The organism is Blastocatellia bacterium (assembly GCA_016713405.1).
Classification (GTDB): Bacteria; Acidobacteriota; Blastocatellia; order Chloracidobacteriales; family JADJPF01; genus JADJPF01.
Window position 1 is genome coordinate 420,647 of sequence record JADJPF010000004.1, and the last position, 21,023, is coordinate 441,669.

The following is a 21,023-nucleotide window of genomic DNA, read 5'->3' on the forward strand; positions in this document are numbered from 1 at the left end:
ATTACAATATTAAAATTTAATACTTAATATTGTTGGCAACCCGTCACTTGCTTAAAACCTCGAAACACTGTTAAATTTTTTGACGTGATTGGGGCAAATAGAATGGTAATACAAAAATGTTTTTTTGGCTAAGACTTTTTCCTAGGATAAATAAAATTAATTCTTAAAACATTAGGTTTTAGAAAGCATTACAAAATATATTGAAAAAACTTATTTGTATTTTCCCATAAAATTGTGTTTGATAGGTTTGGAATATTAAAAATTTGTTCTCTAAACTCTTCATCTACTGTCATTGCTTCTAAAAATGAGCCTGAAAAACTTTCACCTTTTTTTAATGAAAAATAACACTGAGTATAAAATATTAAGTTATCTCTATCAGATAAGACATAATTCCAAGCTTTGATTGCTGCTTGCTGCCACTGAGGTAAAACTTCTGTTATCCAACAAGGGGTAAAATAAGAATCAGAAACTTTTGTTATTGCAGTAACTTGGCAAAGATTTTCATCAATTATTGGCCTAAAAGGAAACATACGACAACAAAAAGGGCGATAATCTCTAACTTTTTCACAACCACAACTATTAGGATCTTTGCTAACATATCGAATTACAAAAATAAAATCTTCTAAATCATTGTAGTGATGAAAGTTATTAGCAACTAGAAAATCTACTTCTGCTGGTAGAAGGTAGCGAAAAGTTTTATCAACTTTACCATCTTGACTAACACAACAGAATTTGCCGCATTTAACACCGCAATCTTCTGTCACCATAGCTAAATCTAGCATTTTGTATAAGTTATCAAAATCTGAATTAGTAAACATAGTATTAAAAAGAAAGTTTTAATCCAATTTGTAATTGACGAGGAGAAAAAGCCCCTCGAAAGCGTTCAACTGGTGCAATAAAGCGTCCATTTTCCTGAGCAGGCAAGTTAAAATTCCCATTTTTATCAGGTGGAAAAGTGCGATTTATATCACTAATATTTACTCGATTAAATAAATTAAATACTTCAAAAATGATTTGAGCATTATATTTTTCTTGAAATTTTACACTTTTAATAAGTCGAAGATCTATATTAGCAAACCCTGGCAATATACCCACATTACGGCCAATAGCAGTTGGACGATCTGTTGGATTTGCATCACCGCTTAAATCTAAATCTACCCCTGCAAGTAAATTATAAGGTCTACCCGACTCTAGGGTAATAATACTAGATACTTGTAAATCTTTTAATAAAAAATTTTTATTGTAACTAATATCAAAAATACCAGAAAAAACTAGTCTGTTTCTAATATCTTGTAATGAAAGACCTCTTTCACTACCTGGTTTTAATGGATTTCCTACTTCAGCTATAACAATACTAAAGTCACTAGAGTTATCAATAGATTTAGAATAAGTGTAGCTAGCAAGCAAGGCTGCTCTGTTTTGTAGTCTACGTTTTATAGATAAAGTTAAAGCATGATAATAGCTATCATAAGCTGATTCTATGTTTAGAAGAGTTCCTTGGCTTGGATCTACTCTTCCGCTAACAAAACTACCTATAGGATCAATTGCTATTGGCCGGACTATAGGATTTATATCACGCATTGAAATAAGCCTAAGACCACGAACAAAAGTATATTCTATGCTTAATTGAGTATTTTTCTTTAATAAATAACTAATATTTAAGTTTGCTTGTTGGCTATAGCTACTTAAGAAATTCCTATCAATTTGTGATTGAAAAGATAATTGAGGGATAAAAGGAACTCCTGTGGGCAAATCATTACTAATAGGAAATCTTTTGTCTGGCAATGTTAAAGGTAAAGCAGAAGTAGGTAGAAATAATGTTAATGAGCGAAAGCCATTCTTAAAACTATCTAACACCCCGCTAATAGCTCCAATTGGTAGGCCAAAAAATAAACCGTAATTACCACTAATATTTAAGTTACTTGTTTTGCTAGGGGTATAAGAAAAAGATATCCTTGGGCTAAAATTTCCACTGTTATTAGGAATATTAGTAACTCTATTTATATCATAACGTAAACCTAATTTAATGATTAGATTAGGCTTGATTTTTATATCATCTTGCAAAAATGTCCCAAAAGAGAATGCTTTTAATGAAACTTGACCATTGCCAAAACCTTGAGCAAAAAGCCTTGGTATAGGTAGATCGGCTAGAGGTAGTCCTGGGGGTAGACCTGGAAAAATATTATTTGGATTAGCAGCAAGAAAGTTAAGAAAAGCTCTTTGTTCAGAACTACGCAAACTAGGGTCAAAAGCTTCTAAGCCTGTAAAATCTGGTAGTCCAGCAATTCCTGTAATTTCACTAAAATTTAGGGGGGTAAAATTATAGGTTCCGTTAACAAATTGCTGAATAAAAGTCCCTGGGAGTGATTGAAGATAAATTAAATCTACCCCAAATTTTACATTTTGATTTTTATAACCAATACTAGTGTTATTTACTAGCTGATATAATCTTTGCCGAGTTTGTTGAGGTAAAACTATGTTTTGACCTATGTTTATAGTTCCTTCAGGGGCAACAAGTTGAACTTGGGGCTGTGTTCCTATAGGCGTAGTTTTACGGTTTAAGCGTGAAAAAATAAATCTAGTCTCATTAACTAAACCATTGCTATTAAAATAAGTGTTGTTTAGAGCAATTGAATTATCATTGGCTCTAAATTGTCCGCCAGCCGTATCACCTACTAGCCCACCAAACTGCTCTAAAGCCCCATTGTATGAAGTGTTGCCGTTATAGCGTATCCATAAAGTGTCATTATTAGAAACTAGAAAATCTGAGCGTAAAAGTACCCCCGTATTAGCAATTGAAAAAGGAATTGCTCCATTATTTTGAGAAAAACCTTGTCGTCTAATTGAGGCTAAAGTTTCATCAGAAATAGTAACAATATTGTTTTGTTTTATTGACAGGCGTTCAAATGAAGCGAAAAAGAAAGCTTTGTTTTCTTTTATTGCACCACCAAGAGTTGACCCAAATTGATGTTGTTTAAATTCTGGGTTTGTAGCAGAAAAAGCATTCCTTGCACTTAGTTCATCACTACGATAAAGTGAAAATAAATTACCTTTTAATTCATTACTTCCACCTTTAGTAACAATATTAATTGTGCCTGCTAAAGTGCGCCCAATTTCAGCAGAAAAACTATTGGTAATTACTTGAAATTCTTGGACGGCTTCCTGGCTAAAAGGTGATAATCTCCCACCACTAGCAAATTCATTGTTAGACAAACCATCAATAGTTAAATTATTTGTTCGTGGATTTTGCCCGTTGATTGATAAACCAGAAGTTGTTAGTACACCTTGGCTACGGTTTGCATCTTTTGTAACACGGGCTGAAGTAAGTGCAAACTCTAAGAAATCTCGTCTATTTATTGGTAAATCTGCAATTGTCTGACGATCAACATTGGTGCTACTTTCAGTTTTGCCCTGATTAATTATTGCAGAATCTATTACTTCAATTACATTATTTTCCTGAGAAAGGTTTAATGTTACATCCAATAAAGCTGTAGTCCCAAGACTTAAAATAAGTTTTTCATTTTTTGATGTGCTAAATCCATTAGCTTCAACAATAACTTGATATTCACCAGGAGGTAACTGTGTTAATGAGTAAAACCCCTGATCATTAACTTGGGTTTCGCGCTCTAAATTAGTACTAATATTACGTAGTGTAATGCTAGCACCAACTATTACTGCGCCTGTTGTATCGCTTACTATTCCAACTACTGAACTACTTGTTGGGGAACTAGACTGAGCAATAATTGCTTGAGGGGAAAATATAAATAAAAATACTATTAAACTTAATAACAAAACTAACTTTTGAGACATATAATTTTACCTAATTGCGTTTATAGGCAGAGATAATAAGGTATTAGTTATTTATTTGTAGTGTGTTTTATCAGGATGGCTAAATTTACATGAAAATACCATAGAAAAGCAAATCAAATTTAATTATAAATGGTAAATCAAAATAAGATGGATATAAAACTTAAAATTAATATGCAAAAACTCAGAACAATGAGAATTTACTTGTATAAAGCTAATATTGTTCTAAATAAATTTTATATAAAATGCTAGGTTTTATTTTTAATATTTTACTAAACATTATTAGGTTTTAATAAATATTTAAGCTGTGCATCATAATAAGCTTTTAATCTAGCTAAATATTGCTCTTTTTGTTGTTGTGCCGTTTGATCGCTAAATAATCGTAATTTAGATAAAACTTGAACAAAATCACTAATTTTTTGCTGGATAGATTTCATTTCTTCATCTGTTGTAAGTTCTAAAGTAGTGATAGGCTCTTCAGGAATAAGTAAAACTTCTACACCCTCTTGTTGAGATATTAATCCACCTACTACTCCAGCAAAATCAAGTATTTCCTTTTCAGGCATAGAGTCAACAAAAAGAGTTCTAACATAAATTTTTTTTACTTCACCTTTGGATAAATAAGCAATTCGACCTAATAAAGGATATTTTTCCATAAACATAGCTAAAAATCGTTTACCTGCACGATATTCTGCTTGTATTCGTCGTCTTTCTATTGGCATAAAAAATACCTCTAATATTTTTAGAATAAAAATTTTAATATAAATATAGGTTTAATAAGTTTAGAGTTGACTATTTTATTTGAAATAGTTTATTTGGCAAAAGAAAAAATCAAATAAAGGCGAATTTAGTTTTTGATCAGGGAAAGATCTTGAAACCTATATTAAAATTGAGTCGTAAAGGCTGGAGAGCAAAAATCCTATCCATCTAGCAAGTTTTTCTATCAAATTTTATTTCTCATAGCACTAATTGTCCAAAAGTAAGTAGTTGGGTTATGATGGAAAAGCAACTAGTAAATAACAAAAAATAGCTTAAACCCGTCGAAGGAGGCGGTCAAAAACTATCATGGCATTTAGTAGAAAAAAGAAAATAGGCGTTTTTTTATTAGTAGTAATAATTGCTGGTGCAGTAATTACAGCTAGTGTAATGTCTAGCAACAAAGCTGTCACCGAAGTTCAAATTTCCCCTGTAAAAAAACGAGATCTCCTCGAATCTAAAGTGACTGCTTCTGGAGAAGTACGTCCAGTCAAGTTTTATAATTTAACAGCAGAAGTTGCAGGCCGAGTTACAAATATTTATGTAAAAGAAGGCGATGTAGTTAAAGCTAATCAACCCCTCTTAAAAGTTGACCCTACAATACAAGCTAATCAAGCAGCTAGCCAGGAAGCTATTCTAAGATCAGAAGAACAAAATGCTAGATCAGCGGAAATTGAATGGCGAGCAGCAGAAAATAATGTTAATAGTGCAAAAAATGCTATTTTAGGTGCTGAAGCTGATCTTAAACGCGCCCAAGCAGATTTAATTTTAGCTGAAGCAGAATATCAAAGATCTGTTGATATGGTAGAGGCAGGCGTTTTTTCTAAAGCTCAATTTGACGCTGCTAAAGCTCGTAGAGATGTAGCTGTTGCAACTATAGATAGCCAAAAAGCTAGAATTAAGCAATTAGAAGATAGCTTAAAAAATGCTGAAGCGGCTGTAAAACGTTCAGAAAGTACATATAAATCTACTGTTGAACGTATTGGCGCAACTAAAGCTCAATTATTTACTGCCCAAGACCAATTATCAAAAACTATTAGAAATTCTCCTATTAATGGGGTTGTTTCTAGTTTACCAGTCAAAGAAGGTGAGTTTGTCTTAGCTAGCTTTAATAGCTCTCCATTAGTTATGATTGCTGATATGGCAGATGTCAATGTTGAAGTAAAAGTTGATGAAACCGATATTGCTAATGTTAGAACAGGTCAACCTGCTAAAGTAAAAGTTGATGCTTTAGGCGAAACTGAAATTGATGGAGAAGTAACAGAAATAGGCCATAGTGCTGTTACTCGTTCAGGTCAAACTATTGCACAAACTAGTACATCCCAAGAAGCAAAAGATTTTAAGGTTGTAATAAAATTAAAAGCTAACCTAGAAACACTTAATAGACTCCGTCCAGGTATGTCTGCTACCGCTACTGTTACTACAGATACACGAAACAGCGTTTTAGCTATTCCACTTCAAGCACTTGTGATTAAAGATTTGGCTGAAGAGAAAAAAGCACAAGAAAAACCAGCAGCTAATGAAGCACAAAAAGTGGAAACAGAACAAGCTAAAAAACGTGAAGAAGTTCAAGGTGTTTATGTAGTAAAAGATAATAAAGCAGAATTTGTTGTTGTTAAAACAGGCATTACTGGTGATACAGATATAGAAGTAATTGAAGGATTGACTGAATCTGATAAAATTGTTACTGGGCCATTTCGTGAGTTACGAAACTTAAAATCTGGTACTGAAATTAAACAAGAGTCTGCAAACAAAGCCAATAAGGAGAAAGACGAGAAGTAATTATGTCGACTAGTATGGTAGCTGAACCAAAAATAGATATTACCAAACAACTTCAACAAAATAGTGCTAAAGAAACCCTGATACGTACAGAAAATTTGTGGAAGTCCTACATAATGGGTGATGAAGAAATTCACGCTCTAGCTGGTGTTAGTTTTGAAATAAAACGTAATGAATATGTAGCAATTATTGGCCCTTCAGGTTCTGGTAAATCTACTCTGATGAACTTGATAGGATGTTTAGATACTCCAACTCAAGGCCAATATTGGCTTAATAGCAAACTAGTTTCTAAGATGGATGATGACGAACTTGCACATATTCGTAATAAAGAAATAGGATTTGTTTTTCAAACTTTTAACTTACTCCCTCGTGCTACAGCACTTCATAATGTAGAACTACCATTGATTTATAGTGGGGTTTCTAGCAGCGAGCGAATTGCTAAAGCTAAAAAAGCTTTAGAACAAGTAGATTTAGCCCATAGAATGAGCCATAAACCTAATGAACTCTCTGGTGGTCAACGTCAAAGAGTTGCTATTGCAAGAGCATTAGTTAATAACCCTTCTATTATTTTGGCTGATGAACCAACAGGAAACCTGGATTCTGCTACTAGTAGAGAAATTATGGGTTTGTTTGAACGTCTTCATCAAGCAGGCAACACTATTATTTTAGTTACTCATGAACCAGATGTTGCTACTCATGCTCATCGAGTTTTATCTATTAGAGATGGGCGAATTGCTAAAGATGAAATAATTAGATAACTTTAAGATTGTTAAATTCTAATAAGCCTCGCTAAATAAACTATTTAGCGAGGCTTATTTATTGATAACCAAAAAACTAATAGCTAAAAAATTAATCCTGTAACTTCTAGTTTAATTTCTCTAACCATACTTTCTTCTGGCGCATTACCTATTGAATAAGTAATAGGAAGTGTTCCATTAGCTAATATTTCAGATGCTTCTTTTGGAACTGGTGTAAATACTCTCTGTGCTAAAGGTTTATATTCCATATCATAAGCAACAAGACGTATTTCTAAACCTTTAATCATTCGATTACCAAGATTTTGTACTCTACCTTTAGCTGTAAGTACATTGCCACCCAAAGCATTAGCAGAATAAAACTGCTCCTGATTAGTAATTACTACCTGTTTAATATACTCGTCATAACCTTGGCTACCTGCTCTTAATGCTCCTGCTAGCCCTGGGGTTGGCGGTGTTTTTGGGGTATTTGCAAAAGAACGATAAACTAATATTCCACCTATCGATAATAGAAGCACTAATACTAAAGAAATAATCACTACGCTTTTATTATCTTTTTCTTTTGGTTTACCTAAATCTTGCTCAAACATAGTTTTTACTCTCCACTAATAATCATTTTTTCTATTTTGAGCGTTGGTGCTGAGATACGATCACGGAAATCTAAATCACTGCCTACCATTTCTATTTGCTTTAGCATTTCTTTTAAGTTACCAGCAATTGTAACTTCTTCAACTGGAAAAGTTAGCTCGCCGTTTTCGATCCAGATGCCAGACGCACCGCGCGAGTAATCGCCCGTAACTATATTGACACCAAAACCCATCAAATCGGTTACAAAAAAACCAGTTTTTACCGAAGAAATTATTTCTTTTGGAGAACTTTTTCCGGCTGCAATAAAGAAATTATTACAAGTCACTGTAGGCGGCCCACTTAAACCCCTTGAAGCATTGGCTGTAGACTTTAAGCCTAGTTTTTTAGCTGTGTAAGTATTAAGTAAATAGCTATTTAGTTGACCATTTTTAACTACTTCTGTGCGCTGTGTTGGTAGTCCGTCGCTATCAAATGGACGCGAACCTAATGCGCCTGCAATTCGTCCATCGTCTATTATTGTTAGCAAGTCGCTAGCTATTTTTTCTTCTAACTTGCCAACTAAAAAAGAAGACTTACGCATAATTGAATCACCAGAAATTGCTTGAAAAATATCACCAAGTAAACTAGCCGCAACTCGTTGATCAAAAACTACTGGCACTTGTTGAGTTTTAACTTTACGTCCGCCTAACTTACGCAATGCTCTATTAGCAGCTTGTCTACCAATAGATTCAGCACTTTCTAATTGGTTAAATTTACGTTTATTGTCATACCAATAATCTTGTTGCATACTGCCATTTTCTGACGCAATAGGAACAATGGCTAAAGAACAAGCTGTAGCTTCATAACTTCCAACAAATCCAGCAGAATTAGCCATAATTACACCACGACAAGCAGCATCAAACCCACCTCCATCAAAATTTACAATTCTAGGATCTGTATTTTTAGCTGAGGTTTCTACGGCTAAAGCTAAATCAATTTTTTTATCTGTTGCAAGTGTTGCAAGTTCTGAGTCATAAAGGGCTAAATCAGGCCAATCTTTTGCGTAATCTGCTTCATCTGGCAAACAAAGCTGATCATCAACCGATGTCATTTGAGCTAGTTCAACGGCTTCTTGGACTAAGCGATCTAGGGCTTCACGGGAAAAATCTGAGGTAGAAAGAGCAGCTTGACGGCCTTCCCAAAGCACCCTTAAGCCTAAATGTTGGCTAGCAGAATCTTTTAGCTTTTCAATTTCACCTAACCTAACACCAACAGAAAATTCTGAGCCTTCTACAACCATTACTTCTGCCGCGCTAGCACCTTTATTCATTGCTGCTTTTACTAGTGATACTGCAAAATCTTTAGTATTTTTCATTAGTTGCTCCATTAGGTATTTAGGTATTTATAATTTAGCTTTTTGTACCGCCAACAGTCATTTCAGAAATTTTAATTGTTGGAAGTCCAACACCAACAGGAACGCTTTGACCATCTTTTCCACAAGTGCCAATTCCATGATCTAAAGCCATATCATTACCTACAGCAGTTACTTTAGTTAAAGCATCAGGGCCATTACCAATTAAGGTTGCTCCTTTAACAGGTGCAGTAATTTTTCCATCTTCAATTAAATATGCTTCTGAGGTTGAAAAAACAAATTTACCATTAGTAATATCTACTTGGCCGCCGCCAAATTGGACTGCATAAATACCACGTTTTACACTGCGAATAATATCTTCTGTTGATTCTGTGCCAGCTAACATAAAAGTGTTAGTCATTCGCGGCATAGGAATATGTTGATAGCTTTCGCGCCGACCATTGCCAGTATATGGGACACCTAGCAAACGAGCGTTTAACTTATCATTAATAAAGCCTTTTAGAATCCCTTTTTCAATTAAAACTGTGCTAGTTGTGGGATTTCCTTCATCATCGATATTTAATGATCCTCGACGATTAGGTATTGTTCCATCATCAACAATTGTGCAAAGCTCTGATGCCACACGTTGACCTAATAAATCAGCAAAAGCAGAGGTTTTTTTACGGTTAAAGTCAGCTTCTAAACCATGCCCAACGGCTTCATGCAATAAAATTCCTGGCCATCCCGGGCCTAAAACTACTTCCATTGCTCCTGCTGGCGCATCAACGGCTTCTAGGTTAATAATAGCTTGGCGTGCTGCTTCTTCAGCTAGTCTTTTAGGTGTTAATTCGGTTTGGAAAAGCTCCATTCCCGAACGACCACCACCGCCAGCACGTCCCATTTGTAAATTGCCGTCTTCATCAGCAATACAAGATATTCCAAAACGTGAAAGCGGTTGAACATCACCTGCTAAAACACCTTCAGATGTTGCAATCATTACAATTTTATATTCATCTGCAAACATTGCTTGTACTTCTCTGATACGCTTATCAAAATTTCGGGCAAGTTGGTCAACTTCTTTTACTAACTCAATTTTATGGCTAGCAGAAATTTCTGATAAAGGTTCTGCAACCGCGTAGAGATTATGTTTATTTGCTAACGCAGTAACATTTATTGGTGTAGTTTGTTCTTTAGCACTTTGAGCTATATAAGCTGCTGTTAGTGCTGCACGTTTAATGCTTTCTAAACTAATTTCATCTGTATAGGCATAACCAGTTTTTTCTCCAGCATTAACACGTACTCCAACACCTTGAGAGATTGATTTAGAAGCAGATTTAACTAGCTGCTCATCAAGCATTACAGAATTGCTAATGCGATATTCAAAATAAAGATCAGCATAATCTCCACCTTTAGAAAGTGCTGTACTTAGTAATTGTCCTATTTCAGATAAATTTATATTAAACCGGGAGGTAAAAAATTCTATTGCTGATTCTTTCATGCTTTTTGCTCCTTAAGGTGATGGAATGCTTTTGGCATTTTAATCCCTCTATAACTATTTTTAACAGTGTTTAGCGCAGATATTTAAGATTAATTTTGATTTGCTAAGATTAAGTCTTATCACCTAGATGTAAAGCTGCTGTGCCACCTGTGAGATTAAAATAATGGACGTTTTTATAACCTACGTCTTCCATCATTTTAGCTAGACGTTTTTGGTCAGGAAACTTTGCTACAGAGGCAGGTAGATAACTGTAAGCTGTTAAGGAACCTGAAATTAAACCGCCTATTAATGGTAGAAGACGATTAAAATAAAATAAAAAAACTTCTCTAAATATAGGTACAACTGGATGAGAAAGCTCTAAAATTGCTACTCGTCCTCCTGGCTTTAACAAGCGATAAAATTCTGATAAACCTAAAAATGTATCAGATAGATTGCGTAACCCAAATGCACAGGTAAGAGCATTAAAACTATTATCTGTAAAAGGCAATTTCATAGCATCACCTTCTAATAAAATAATAGGGTAGTTTTTGATTTTTTGATTACCAATTACTAACATTGGGTGTGAAAAGTCTACTCCAACGGTAGAAACTTTTTTTGCTAGCTCGATTGATAAATCTGCTGTCCCACAACAAACATCTAAAGCATTAGCATTAGGTTGGGCTAAAACATCAGCTAGCTTTTCAACTGTAAATCTTCGCCAACGTTTATCAATATTTATTGAGCATAAATGATTAAGTAAATCATAATGAGGGGCAATGTTATTAAATAACGACCGGACTTGTTTAGCCTTTTCATCCCCCTGCATTGAAGTTATATCTTTAGACATAAAAATTTACTTTTTTTCGCTAGTCTCATTATTGCTTAGTGCTTGACCAATAATTTCTACTTTACCTAACTTTTTTAAGCTAGGTTCAAGTTCGCTAACTTTTCCTGTAACAGTAATTAATAAGTTATCTGTTGTAAGGTATTGATTAGCCACTTGTTGCAATTTTTCATTAGAAATACGTGATAGTATTAATGGTAAGTCTTTTACATAATTAGAACCAATATTATAATTTTCTAGCTCTGCCCATTTAGCTGCTATTTCAGTATTGGTATTAGTGTTAGCATAAAACTCTGCTTGTAATTTCTCTTTAGCTACTTGTATTTCTGTTGTATCAAGAACATTTAACTTTTTGATCTCTTCAATAAGGCTACTAATGATTTCTGTTGAATTATTGCTATTGGCTTGAGCCGAAACTAAAAAAGTTCCTGTTAGCTTACGAGCAGCTAAATTAGCGGTTGCTTTCCAACTAGAATTTTTTGCTAAACGCTGATTAAGAATATTAATCAATAATTGTGTTACTAAATAATCTGGGTCAGTTCGCTTAGTAGAAAAATAGCCTAATATAATTTCTGGAGTTGAATTAGCTTTTTCTTTTAAGTGAATGTTTAAGCCTGTTTGATTTGTTGGAGGAGTAAATGTGTAAGGAGGAGGGTTTCCTTTTTTCCAACCTCCTAAACCTTTTCTTAACTCTGCTAAAAGACGTTCTAAACTAACTTCTCCAGTTACAATCAAAACAGAATTATTAGCTAAATAAAAACGATTAAAAAACTCTAAAATATCTCCACGATTTATGTTATTAATACTTTCTTTAGTACCAATAATATTATGTCCATAAGGATGTTTACCATAAAGGCCATGATAAAATGTTTCTTCTAAACTAATGGAAGGGTTATTTTCTAGTTCTTTTAAGCGTTCTGCTTTTAATTTTTCTACTTCATCTTTAGGAAAGGTTGGTTTAGTGAGAATTTGATTAAGCAGTTTAATCATTGATTCTAATTTGCTACTACTACCAAGTATACGAATTTCTGTAGAGTCCCAATAAGTATTTATTTCTAATCTAACTCCAATAAATTCAAGTTCTTCTTGTAATTGTTCTAATGTCTTAAAATCTTCTGTACCTCGAACAATCATTTGTGATGTAAGATCGGCTAAACCTGCTTTATTAACTAAATCAAACGTTGCTCCACTTTTTATAACTACATGCAAAACTACACCTCCACTACTAGGACGAGGTAAAATAACTATAGGTAAATCATTGAGTAGTTTATCGCGCGTAGGTATTATTGAAATATTACTTTGTTGAGCAGAGATTGATAAAGGAAACAAAAGAATAGTTAAGAGATAAACAAATAGAAAAAGTTTTCTCAAAGCTGTCCTCCAAACATTCTAACTTTTTAGATAAATAAAATGTAAGAAAAGTTTAGCTGTCTATGCCCATTGTAGTCAACTATTGCCCAACAATCAGAAAAATTTACAAAGGTTAATTAAATTTTGGTTTCTAGTTTAGCTTTAGCATTGGAGGTTTGAAAAAATTTTCTCTATGGGTTATTATTTGGCGACTCAAAATCAACATTTGCACCCGTAGCTCAATTGGATAGAGCACTAGACTTCGGATCTAGGGGTTAGGGGTTCGAGTCCCTTCGGGTGCGCTAAATATCTTCTAAATAACCAATTATTTTTATACCCAATATTCAACATTAATTTTTAACCTCTAATACCCTTTAAGCCTAATTTTTACTTGTATTTAGTAAAGTTTCAAAAACCTTGAGAAAATCAAAGTAGACAAACCAAAAAATATTTTAATGTGGTTGATAGAAATAGATATAAGGAATAACTCTTTGTAATTAAACCTTACAGGTATAGAGCTTTAAGCTTTAGAGAGCAGCTTTTTGGTAAGCTGCTCTTTTTCATAAAGTATTTACTAGGTTTCGTCCTGCTAAACCGCTAACTGCTCCACCAGGATGAGTAGCCGACCCACAAAGATAAAGTTGTTGAATAGGGCTATTATATTTAGCAAAACCAGCCAAAGGACGTAAGAAAAACGCTTGTGCTAGCGTCATATCTCCACCATAAAGATGGCCTTCGCTTAAATTAAAGCTTTCCTCAAAATCTTGCGTAGTTAAAACTTGTGAGTGTAAAACAAGTGATCGCAAGTTTGGTGCAAATAGACTTAACTGCTCTAAAACTAGCTCTTTTACTTGCTCTTGGCTAATTTTACCGTGATAAGTAACATATTGTAGCCAAATTGACATTACATGCTTTTCTGTTGGTGCAAGCGTTGAGTCGGATAAACTAGGGATGCAGATTTCCATAAAAGGGTGATCTGACAATTTACCATATTTAGCACAATCAAAAGCTTTTTCAAGGTATGCAACGCTTGGAGCAACAACTAAAGTCCCTTTTAATGCTTCCTCATTTATACCTATAAAGTCAGGTAGTTCACTTAAAGCTAAATTTACTCGTGCAACAGAGCCTTTATAGCGAATATGTTGCACTTCACGGTTAAATTCTGGCTCAAACTCAACAGGGGAGATAAGTTTAGTAAAAGTGTAACGAGCATCAAAGTCAGAAATAACGGCAGAAGCGTTTATCACTTCGCCGCTTTCTAGCTTGACTCCAGTTGCAACACCATCATTTATTACTATGGATGAAACCCTAGTGTTAAGCCGTAGTTCAGCTTTATAGTTTTGTGCTGCTTTGGCTAGAGCTTGGCTAATTGCTCCAATGCCACCTTTTGCAGTAGCACCGAAATAACCATCACCAATTGTTAAATGATGGAGTAGATTAAATGTCGTCCCGCTAGCAAAAGGCCCTTGTGTTAGACCTCTGACGCTAAGACTAGCTAACAAGCCTTTTAATTGAGGGTTTTCAAACCATTCATCTAACAGATCTCTAGCCGACATTACCAGCAATCGAATAACTTCGGTCATTTCACGACGACCATAACCGCGTAATTGACTTACTAGATTTGCTAGTTGTTCAGCCTCGCTAGCCGATGGATGGTGTGCTTGAGGCGGTGCAGACCTGTAAGCCGCTTTTAGCAAATCTGTAGCTAAATCAAGTAACTGTGTAAATTCTAAATAACTTAACCCATCATTAACATTAAACTTTTGAATTACACTTGCTGCGGCTGATTTATGTCCAAACAATGTAAAGCTAGATTGGTCAGGTAGTAGGCTTGTTATTGAGCTACGTTCAATAACTTCTAAACCATAGTCAGAAAGTTGCAACTCTTGGACTATTTGCGCGTCAAGTCTTCCACTCATTAAGCTTAAATCAGCTTGAAAGCCTTCTGCAAAAGAAGTTGTAGCTACTACGCCACCAAAATTTGATGTTGGCTCAAGAACTAAAACTTGTTTTCCTGCTTTAGCAAGATAAGTAGCCGCAGTTAGCGCGTTAGGTGAAGAACCAAGTAAAATCACGTCATAGGTGTTCATTATTTGCAGTCCTCCAAAATAGCCATAGCTGCATTACGTCCGGGTGCGCCGGTTATACATCCGCCTGGGTGCGTACTGCTGCCACACATATATAAATTGCTGACAGGGGTTCTATAGTTTGACCACTGCGGCGAAGGACGCAAAAAGAAAAGTTGTTGCAGCGCAAATTCACCATGAAATATATGACCTGAAGTTAAGCCAAAAGTATTTTCTAAGTCCCAAGGGGTCATAATGTGCTTATGTAAAATAATGTTTTTTAGATTTGGCGCGTATTCGGCTAAAGTATCAATCACGACATCTAGAAACTCGGCTTTCTTTTCTTCATTCCAACCGCCTTCTAAATCAGAAGAAGCATATTCAACAAATAAAGACATTATATGTTTACCCGGAGGTGCCATTGCTGGATCAAGCATTGAAGGAATTAGTGCGTCCATAAAAGGCTTACGTGACCAACCACCATATTTAGCATCATCATAAGCACGTTCTAAGTAATCTATGCTAGGAGCTATTTCAATTGAACCTCGCAGCAAAGCTTCTTTGCCTTTTGGAAGCGAAGTAAATTCTGGTAAACCATCTAAAGCTAAATTTACTTTGCAAGCTGGGCTGGTGATACGAAAACGCTTTACATCATGCAAAAATTCAGATGGCAAATGTTGAGGCTCAACTAATTTTAAGAAAGTGCGTTTAGCATCAGCATTTGAAACTATAATGTCTGCAAAGTATTCATCGCCATTTTCTAGCGCGACACCTACAGCCACAGAATCTTTAACAATTACATATTGCTACTGGTGAATTAACCAAGATTTCTGCGCCTGCTTGACGTGCAGCACTAGCAATTGCTTGGCTTAAAGCACCTGTTCCGCCACGAGCTAAACCCCAAGCACGGAAAACGCCGTCAATATCACCTAAATAGTGATGTAACAAGACATAGCCTGTCCCCGGTGTACGAGGCCCCATAAACGTCCCAATAATTCCGCTAGTCGCTTTAGTTCCTTTAAGCGGGGTACATTCAAACCATTCATCTAAAAAGTCGCCCGCGCTCATTGTCATAAGTCGCGCTAGCAAATAAAAATCGTCTTTTCTTAGCTGATCAAACACATTAGCTACTTTTGCCATTGTAGCTAAATCATTGGGTGTTACAGAGCTTGGATCAGGAGGAATCATATCAAGCAGCGGACGAAGAGCTAAAGCTAGTCGTCGCATAGTCCTAGAGTATTCATCATAAGCCTCAGCATCACGTTTAGAATGTCGTGCTATTTCATGTTTTGTAGCATCATGGTCAGGCCAATCAGCTAAATAATTACCGTCTAGCAAGGGAACAAAGGTGCTTTCTAGCGGCATAATTTCTAGACCGTGTTTCATTAGTTCAAGTTCTTGTATTACTTCAGGACGAAGTAGACTAATTAGGTATGAGCCTATTAAATACTTAAACCCCGGATAAATTTCTTCTGTAATAGTTGCTCCGCCAACTACGTGGCGGCGTTCAAGAACTAAAACCCGTTTGCCTGCTTTGGCGAGATATGCAGCGTTGACTAGTCCATTGTGTCCGCCGCCAATCACGATAACATCATAGTGATGATTGTTCATAAGGTGTCTTTCTTTCGTGCTGGGTTAAAAAATGGAAGTTTGGAGACTTTAGCGTTAAATGGTCGGCGATAACGGTCTACTTCTAAATCTATAGTGACAACAGAACCTAAAACCGCATGTTGTGGTTTTACATGTCCTAAAATAATGTATTTTTTTAGCGTTGGCGACCAAGTGCCACTAGTTGTATAACCAACCTGCTCACCATTAACATAAAGTGGTATAACCGAACGCCAAGCCGTAAATGGGTAGGGAACAGGTAAACCAAGTTGATGGTGTTGACGCTCAAACTCGGCGTGGTCTAACTCTAAACCTACTAACGAAATTGATGAGCCTTGCTGTTTTTCAGCTAGCAAAGCTTTACGTCCAATAAAATTTCCTTTATTCCAGCTTATTGCCCAGTTTAATCCTAATTCAAGCGGTGTAGAGGTTTGCAAATCTGCCATAGCCTTATTAGCTGGTGTGTAATCAACATCAAGCATAATCAAGCCTGCTTCAATACGTGCAACATCTAACGCCCAAATTCCTGCTGGTTGGAGTGCAAAAGATTTTCCTGCTGTAGTTATTGCGTCCCAAACACGCTCAGTGCTGCTTTTATCGGCACTCACCCAAATTTCATAGCCAAGATCGCCTGTGTAACCTGTTCGGGAAATCATAACTGGCACATCTGCAATAGTTGTGTTGAGATAGCCATAATATTTAAGGCTTCCTAAAGGCGCATCAGTAAGCGTCATAAGCAATTCGCGGGATTTAGGCCCTTGTAATGCCAGCGATCCTAATTCTTCAGAAACATCTTCAATATGTACTCGCAATCCGCTAGCTGAGTCTTCTAACCAGCGCAAATTAGGTTCAGCAGAGGTTAAGCGATATGTATTTTCACTTAAATGTGCAATTGTCCCATCATCAATAATTTTTCCCTGGGAATTACACCAAGGAGTGCAAAGCATTCCACCAATTGAACATTTGCTAACATCACGAGTTACTAGACGATTAAGAAAAGCTAATGCGTCCTGGCCTGTAATTTTATATTTGCAAAGTGGAGAAACATCAATTAATGCAGTAGCGTTACGCAAGGCTAAATATTCACGGTCATGAGTCATTTCATAAGAACTTGCAACGTTGTAGCCCGCCCAACGCCGCCATTGATTAGCCTGCATAAGTGGTGCAGTTCGAGAATGGAAAGGAGAAGTTTTCAACATGTTATTTTTTATAGAAAAGTTTAGAGTGTGGAAAATTTTTCGGCTTGTAATTTATTTTACCAGACAATACTTGTCAAGTTGACATAAACTATAGTAAATCCAGTTGTCAAGTCATCAAAATAAGAATCTTAAAGATATGCTACCTTCTATTTAGGTGTTATAGAAAAACTAATTAAATTTCTAACAATAGGTGATACATCAACGAAGTTTTGTGTAAAATAGCTAAACAAAATTTTCTGGAAATGGTGTATCACTTACATATGAGCAATAAAAAATTCCGTAGAAAAGCTGGCTCACTTGACCTAAAGAGCAAATTAAAATCAAGAAGTGTTAATCAATATGAAATAAGTTATGAACCTGTTGAGGATGAAAGCCTAAAAAACTTACCTAGAAGTGATCGAGAAAGAATCCAAGAATTATATGCTTTAATACAACAAAATCCACAGGTTGTAATCTCTGAACTCCTTGAGTTAAAAGAAAAATATCCAAATGTCCCTGTCTTAGGCAACTATTTATATGTTGCTTATATGTTGATTGGTGATGAAGAAAAAACAGATGAAATAATGTTGGAAAATTACCAAAAACATCCAGATTATTTATTTGCTAAATTAAATTATGGACAATATTTATTAAAAGAAGACAAGCTAGAAGAATTTGAAAAGGTATTTGAAAATAAATTTGATTTAGTGTCACTTTATCCAAAAAGAAAGAAATATCATATTGCAGAAGTAATTAGCTTTTGGGGTGTTGTAGGGCTTTACTATAGTGCGATCAATGATTGGGTAAAAGTAGCACAAATTTGTAAACTCCTAGAATCAACTGCACCACAACACGAAGTAACTAAAATCTTAAAAACACGCTTAGAGCAAGGTAAAAGATTACCAGAATTTTCACAAACACTTAATATTGCACAAACTATAGTAAATAAAGGATCTTAAGCGTCAATGAAAATTCTGCATACTTCTGACTGGCATTTGGGCGCGGCTTTAAGGGGCCACTATGACCGAGCTACAGAGTTATTTGACCAAATAGAAAAAATCTGTGAGCTAGCCAAAGAAAATAACGTAGAGTTACTAGTAGTTGCTGGGGATGTTTTTGTTCGTCGTAATATGTTGGAATCTACTAAACGACTTGCTCAGGTGCTAAACCGCTTTATTAAAGATGGTCTTAAAGTTCTAATGTTTCCTGGAAACCATGATGATAAAGAACATTTTTATATGATGCGTGCTTTGCTAAGTGTTGAAGAACGCCAACGTGAGCAGGTTTATATAGTTGATAAAGCAGAAGTTATTACTATTAATAATGTGCAGTTTGTTATTGTCCCTTATCCAAATATCCCAGAACTGCTTGAACCTTATCAAATTAAGGCTAGTGGGGCAAAAGATCGAAATGCTGTTTTAAGTAAAGCTTATGACAATTTGGTTAATTCGCTTTTTAATGGTTTAAACCCTGATTTACCAGCCGTGTTTTTTGCTCACCTAAATGTTTCTGGAGTTATTAGCAAAAGCGAAAAAGAAGTTAATTATGATGAAGGTATCTTGATGAATCGTAACAACTTACCTTTTGCTAATAACCTGGCTTATATTGGTCTAGGTCATATTCATCAATGCCAGCAAATCCCTCATAAAATACCCTGTTTTTATAGTGGAAGTATGCAGCGTATGGATATGGGGGAAAGAGATGATGAAAAGTTTGTTTTACTAGTTGATATACCTAATCAAGGGCCAGCAAATGTTATTCAACTTCCTTTAAGCGTAACTCCTTTTTATGAGATTTATTTGCCAGCCCTAGAGCTAGAATCTTTGCCAAACTTATACCCAGACATCAAAGAATCTTTTTTTCGTCTAACTGTTGAATGTGAAATAGATGATGAACCAATCGCTATACAACGACGAGTAAAAGAGCTTGTAGATCAATTTTCTTTGCGCTGCCTTGATGTTAATTGCTTAAGCAACAAGCCAGAAATAGTAAAACAAGTTAATCTTAAACAACCAGAAGATTATGCCAACACAGTTTTAACCTATCTTTATCAAGAACATTTTGAAGATTCAGATTTATTAGCATTAGAAGAAAGAGCTAAATTACTTATGCAGGAGGTTAACAATGCTCTTGCAAAAAATTGAGCTAAAAGGTTTTTTAAGCCACTCTGGACAAAGAAACGAATTAGGGGAAATTGTTCCTGTTTCAATAGATTTCCATAAATCCCCACTTTGGCTAGTCTATGGGCCAAATGGAGCAGGTAAAAGCGCGATTTTTGATGCCATAACTTTTGCTCTTTATAAAGAACATCGGGGAGGTAAAAGTCAATTTGAGCGTCTGATAAATGATAAATGTGATAAAGCTGAGGTAAATTTAGAAATTGAGTTAGCAGGAAAACGCTATTTAATTCAGCGCACCATTAGCCGACACTCCCGGACTAAAGTTTGGGGAATGGTTAGACAATGGGATGGTCAGGAATGGAAAGCCGAGCCAGAAACTACCAATGCTGTAGAAGATTGGGTGACAAGAAATCTTAGGATGAGTTATCAAACCTTTATTTCTGCTGTAGTTTTACGTCAAGGTGAGTCGGACGCTTTTCTAAAAGCTAAAGCAACTGAGCGCAAAGATTGTTTAATTGAACTGCTAGACCTAAATTTTTATCGGCGATTGGGAGAAACCGCCACTAGCCAAAAAAATTATTGGGCAAAACAAAAAGATGAACACCAAAAAGCTTTAGACAAAGCTACTAGCGTTGAAGACATAGAAATAGAGGCTCAAAATAAATTAATTATTCAGTTAGAAGAACAAACATTTGAGGCAAGAGAAGAGTTAACCGAGAAAAAAATAGCTCTAAGTGAAAGTCAACGTGCTAAAAACTTGTTAGAAGAAATTGAGCTAAAAAAAGCACAACAAGCTTTAGATACTGAAATAATCGCTCAAGCCTTAGAAATTCAAGAAAAGGCTGAAAAATACCAAAAATTAAAGTATGTCGTTTTACAACTAGAAAACTTTTGGCAATTAAATCATCGCTTAGCCAATGAAAAACAAGAACTTCTAACAGCAGAATCAACTATAAAATCTCTAAAACAAAACTTAATTAACATTTTAGAAAAGTTGGCTGAAGGCCAAACCGCAAAACAAACCCTAGAAACTAACTTAAAACAAATTGGTGAAAAATTAAATTCAATTGTTGAACAAGAAGAAGTTCTAGCTAGCAAACTAAGAGAAATCAAACAAATTACAGATCTTGAGCAGTTAATTGCTCAAGAACAAGAAAAACTTGTCTCTTATCAAGAAATTTTGCAAAGATCAACAGAACTTAAAGCTAAATTTGAAGCTTATCAAGAGTTAAAGCAAGTTCTACCTGTTTATAAAGAACTACAACAAAAGAGTCTATAATTAATCAAAGTAGAGAAGAAATAAATAATATAAAAAATAAATTATTAAATCTAACTACAGAGAATAATTTAGCAGAATCGAATAAG

The 21,023-nt window shown here is 35.2% G+C and carries 15 protein-coding genes, 1 tRNA gene and 1 pseudogene; 6 read left to right on the plus strand and 11 right to left on the minus strand.

The window, feature by feature from the left end; all coding sequences use genetic code 11:
- Nucleotides 1–188: 188 nt before the first annotated feature.
- The 3 genes from IPK14_08170 to IPK14_08180 form a co-directional block, all read right to left on the minus strand.
- A complete protein-coding gene (locus tag IPK14_08170) occupies nt 189–818 on the minus strand; it encodes a hypothetical protein (GenBank protein MBK7993392.1) in 630 nt (209 codons plus the stop codon).
- Between the two features lie 4 nt (nt 819–822).
- Nucleotides 823–3,810 (minus strand): TonB-dependent receptor, encoded by a 2,988-nt coding sequence (locus IPK14_08175; GenBank protein ID MBK7993393.1) that lies wholly within the window; start codon nt 3,808–3,810, stop codon nt 823–825.
- Nucleotides 3,811–4,079: 269 nt separating this feature from the next.
- A complete protein-coding gene (locus IPK14_08180; GenBank protein ID MBK7993394.1) occupies nt 4,080–4,529 on the minus strand; it encodes a hypothetical protein in 450 nt (149 codons plus the stop codon).
- A 343-nt stretch (nt 4,530–4,872) separates the two neighbouring features.
- Between IPK14_08180 and IPK14_08185 the strand changes: the two genes are divergently transcribed.
- Together IPK14_08185 and IPK14_08190 are read left to right on the plus strand one after the other, a co-directional pair.
- Nucleotides 4,873–6,345, plus strand: coding sequence for an HlyD family efflux transporter periplasmic adaptor subunit (locus IPK14_08185; GenBank protein ID MBK7993395.1), 1,473 nt, complete (start codon nt 4,873–4,875; stop codon nt 6,343–6,345).
- A 77-nt stretch (nt 6,346–6,422) separates the two neighbouring features.
- A complete protein-coding gene (locus IPK14_08190) occupies nt 6,423–7,100 on the plus strand; it encodes an ABC transporter ATP-binding protein (protein MBK7993396.1) in 678 nt (225 codons plus the stop codon).
- Between the two features lie 83 nt (nt 7,101–7,183).
- Here IPK14_08190 and IPK14_08195 read toward each other — a convergent pair whose 3' ends face one another.
- The 5 genes from IPK14_08195 to IPK14_08215 all read right to left on the minus strand — a co-directional run bounded on the left by IPK14_08195 (nt 7,184) and on the right by IPK14_08215 (nt 12,707).
- Nucleotides 7,184–7,687 carry a hypothetical protein gene (locus IPK14_08195; GenBank protein ID MBK7993397.1) on the minus strand — a complete coding sequence of 168 codons (504 nt, stop codon included), beginning with the start codon at nt 7,685–7,687 and terminating at the stop codon, nt 7,184–7,186.
- Nucleotides 7,688–7,692: 5 nt separating this feature from the next.
- A complete protein-coding gene (locus IPK14_08200; protein ID MBK7993398.1) occupies nt 7,693–9,051 on the minus strand; it encodes a TldD/PmbA family protein in 1,359 nt (452 codons plus the stop codon).
- Between the two features lie 22 nt (nt 9,052–9,073).
- Nucleotides 9,074–10,513, minus strand: coding sequence for a metalloprotease TldD (gene tldD, locus IPK14_08205; protein ID MBK7993399.1), 1,440 nt, complete (start codon nt 10,511–10,513; stop codon nt 9,074–9,076).
- 109 nt (nt 10,514–10,622) lie between these two features.
- Complete coding sequence (gene ubiE / locus IPK14_08210) at nt 10,623–11,339, minus strand: bifunctional demethylmenaquinone methyltransferase/2-methoxy-6-polyprenyl-1,4-benzoquinol methylase UbiE (GenBank protein ID MBK7993400.1); 717 nt, start codon at nt 11,337–11,339, stop codon at nt 10,623–10,625.
- 6 nt (nt 11,340–11,345) lie between these two features.
- The gene (locus tag IPK14_08215) at nt 11,346–12,707 is read right to left on the minus strand and encodes an insulinase family protein (protein MBK7993401.1); all 1,362 of its coding nucleotides are present in this window, start codon (nt 12,705–12,707) and stop codon (nt 11,346–11,348) included.
- A 207-nt stretch (nt 12,708–12,914) separates the two neighbouring features.
- Here IPK14_08215 and IPK14_08220 point away from each other — a divergent pair.
- Nucleotides 12,915–12,988, plus strand: a tRNA-Arg gene (locus IPK14_08220).
- 258 nt (nt 12,989–13,246) lie between these two features.
- Here IPK14_08220 and IPK14_08225 read toward each other — a convergent pair.
- The 3 genes and pseudogenes from IPK14_08225 to IPK14_08235 all read right to left on the minus strand — a co-directional run bounded on the left by IPK14_08225 (nt 13,247) and on the right by IPK14_08235 (nt 17,559).
- Nucleotides 13,247–14,776 carry an NAD(P)/FAD-dependent oxidoreductase gene (locus IPK14_08225; GenBank protein ID MBK7993402.1) on the minus strand — a complete coding sequence of 510 codons (1,530 nt, stop codon included), beginning with the start codon at nt 14,774–14,776 and terminating at the stop codon, nt 13,247–13,249.
- Nucleotides 14,776–16,363: pseudogene (locus tag IPK14_08230) on the minus strand (NAD(P)/FAD-dependent oxidoreductase). Before IPK14_08230 ends, IPK14_08225 begins: the two are co-directional and overlap by 1 nt.
- Complete coding sequence (locus IPK14_08235; protein MBK7993403.1) at nt 16,360–17,559, minus strand: aminomethyl transferase family protein; 1,200 nt, start codon at nt 17,557–17,559, stop codon at nt 16,360–16,362. Before IPK14_08235 ends, IPK14_08230 begins: the two are co-directional and overlap by 4 nt.
- A gap of 260 nt (nt 17,560–17,819) precedes the next feature.
- Here IPK14_08235 and IPK14_08240 point away from each other — a divergent pair, with 260 nt between their 5' ends.
- From IPK14_08240 to IPK14_08250, 3 genes are read left to right on the plus strand one after another with little or no spacing between them, the layout of a single operon-like run.
- Nucleotides 17,820–18,497: a hypothetical protein gene (locus tag IPK14_08240; GenBank protein ID MBK7993404.1), complete on the plus strand. Its 678-nt coding sequence runs from the start codon at nt 17,820–17,822 to the stop codon at nt 18,495–18,497.
- Nucleotides 18,498–18,503: 6 nt separating this feature from the next.
- Entirely contained in the window at nt 18,504–19,682 is a 1,179-nt protein-coding gene (locus IPK14_08245; GenBank protein MBK7993405.1) for an exonuclease SbcCD subunit D, read from the plus strand.
- Nucleotides 19,663–20,937 (plus strand): SMC family ATPase, encoded by a 1,275-nt coding sequence (locus IPK14_08250; protein ID MBK7993406.1) that lies wholly within the window; start codon nt 19,663–19,665, stop codon nt 20,935–20,937. Before IPK14_08245 ends, IPK14_08250 begins: the two co-directional genes overlap by 20 nt.
- Nucleotides 20,938–21,023 lie beyond the last annotated feature (86 nt).